Here is a 2,195-nt window from a genome sequence, read left to right as displayed (position 1 = left end):
CGGGTGTCGGTGTAGGAGGCGCTCAGATAGGGGCCGGCCTTGAGCGCGGAGGTGACGGGCACGACGAAGCCGGTCACGACACTGACGCCATAGGTGAGGCCGCCGGTTTCGCCATGCGCCGTCGCCGGGCCCTGGGCGCGGCGATAGTCGTAGTCGTTCCAGCCGAGGAGGCCGACCGCGTCGAGATAGAGCGCGGGCGTGAAGCTGTGCGACATGTAGAGCGAGGCCATATAGGCGGAGACATCGGAATTTCCGAGGTTGCCCTTCACATCGGAATTCGCCTCGGCATAGCTTAGGGCGCCGCCGATGCGCGTCTGCGGCGTGAACAGGTAGTCGCCGCCGAAGGTTGCGCTGAAGCCGTCATAGCCCACGCCGGCAACGCTGCCGGTGGCACCCCGCCGGCCGGTGAAGCCCGACACGAGGCCGAATGCGCGCCAGCCATTCCCCGACCAGTTTCGCCGCATGGGCGCGCCCTCGCCACTGGCGGAGGCAAGCCGGATGAGCGAGCGGCCGGCATCCGACATGGTGTTGCCGGAATAGGCATCGGCAATCCTGATCCCCGCCGCGCCGCTCGTCGACGCCGAGGCGATACCCGCAGGCGCGTCACCGACGCCGAGGCGCAGGTTCGACAGTTCGGTCAGAATGTCGGTCGTGATCTGCGCCGGCACGGCGTTGCCGATGGCCGACAGGCTTTCCGCTGTCGCCTCGGGCATGCCGGTGGCAAAGCTGAAATTCCTGATCGTCAGGATTTCCTCGGCCGTGAGGCCGGTGAAGAAGGGCGAATTGATGGATAGAGGATTGCCATTGTTGGTGATGAGCCGCGCAAGCTCCTGCCCCAGCTCGATGTCGCCCTGTTTCGAATCGAGCGTGTTGCCGAAGGTTGCGATGTCGGCCGTCAGCACGTTGAAGACGACGAGACGGACCGTTTCGCCCGGCGCGACGGAGATCGGGAACTTCCAGATCGGATTGTCGTCTCCGGCGGGATAGTCCAGCACGACTTCCGTCGCCGTATAGGCGTTGTTGCCGAAGATATGCGTGATGACGGGATCGGCGCTATTCGACTGGGTCGAGACGAGATAGGTGTTGTCCGGTCCGACGGCGACCCATGTCGTATTCGAATCCGAACCGAGATTGTTAGCCCAGGCGAGCGTGCCTGAAACGGTCGAATTGGTTTCGTTGGTGAAAGTGTCGACCCAGCGCACGGCATTGGCGATGCCGCCATCCCTGAAAGGGGTGGTGATGAGCGTGGTCGTTCCGCCGGGCCCACGCGTGGCCTGCACGTTGCGGGTGACGGTGAGCCCGCCGAAATGGGTCATGCCTTCAAGGCCGATGCCGCCATAGCCGTCATAGGCGTCGTTGGCCGTGTGCCCGGTGACGGAATTCCCCGCCGTGCCGAAGCCATTGCCACTCGCTTCGGACAGTGCGCCGGGCACCGAGAACGGGTGGTTCCAGCCGCCAGGCAGCGTGTTGTCGTCGATCTCGTCGCCGGGGCCAGTCGGACGGTTGGTGTCGAAGCCCTTGCCGACATAGCTGCCGCAGCAGCCGGTATTGAAGTTGCCGATATCGTTGATGCCGTTGACATAGAAATAGAAGAGCTGCTGCTCGGCCTTGGAGGGTGTGCTGACACTTGCGATGGCAAGAGCGGACGCACAAAAAAGCAGCGCCGAACGGCGCCGCAACGCAGGTTTGAACATTTAATCCCGTGATACAGAAGATTTGGACCATTGCCTCATTGGCTGAGTGGTCTGAAAACAATTCGCTTCTGATTTTCCGCGCGAAATTATGTCGTTGGCCCGGATTCAGGTGCTTTGGAAATGATTTGTTGTCGCTGCGCCACAGGGCGACGAAAAAGAGGATGCGGAACAGGGGGCGAGATGAAGGCGAAGCGGACGTGCCGATGAGAAGCAATGTGAGGTCGCGCAAGGGCAGCACGAATCAGTCGCCGCTCGACGAAGAGGCGCTGAAGCTGTTTCTTCAGCGCGCGACGGAGCATCACAGCGCGGGGCGCTTCGACGAGGCCGCGCGCCTCTATGAGCATGTGCAGGCCAGAAATCCGGATGCTCTGGCCGCGCCCTATTTTCTCGCGCTCATGGATGTCGAATTCGGACGGCTTGAAAGCGCGCTCGATCGCTTGCGCCACGTCACCAGGCACGATCCGAACTCTTTCGAGGCGCAATACAGTCTTGCCTATGTGC

The 2,195-nt window shown here is 62.5% G+C and carries 2 protein-coding genes; one reads left to right on the top strand and one right to left on the bottom strand.

The genetic code is table 11. The features are described 5' to 3' along the window. The coding region (locus tag WBG82_RS15405) for an autotransporter outer membrane beta-barrel domain-containing protein (protein ID WP_424425726.1) at positions 1 to 1,694 on the bottom strand (1,694 nt) is incomplete at its 3' end. 203 nt (positions 1,695 to 1,897) lie between these two features. On the opposite strand from WBG82_RS15405, the gene WBG82_RS15400 reads away from it, so the two are divergent. After that, positions 1,898 to 2,195: tetratricopeptide repeat protein (locus WBG82_RS15400; protein ID WP_424425728.1), on the top strand; the 298-nt coding region annotated here is incomplete at its 3' end.

It is taken from the genome of Parvibaculum sp. (genome assembly GCF_049671045.1).
In the GTDB taxonomy this organism is placed as follows: domain Bacteria; phylum Pseudomonadota; class Alphaproteobacteria; order Parvibaculales; family Parvibaculaceae; genus Parvibaculum.
The sequence above is the reverse complement of the archived record's forward strand: the minus strand, read 5'-3'. Positions and strand labels throughout refer to the sequence as shown.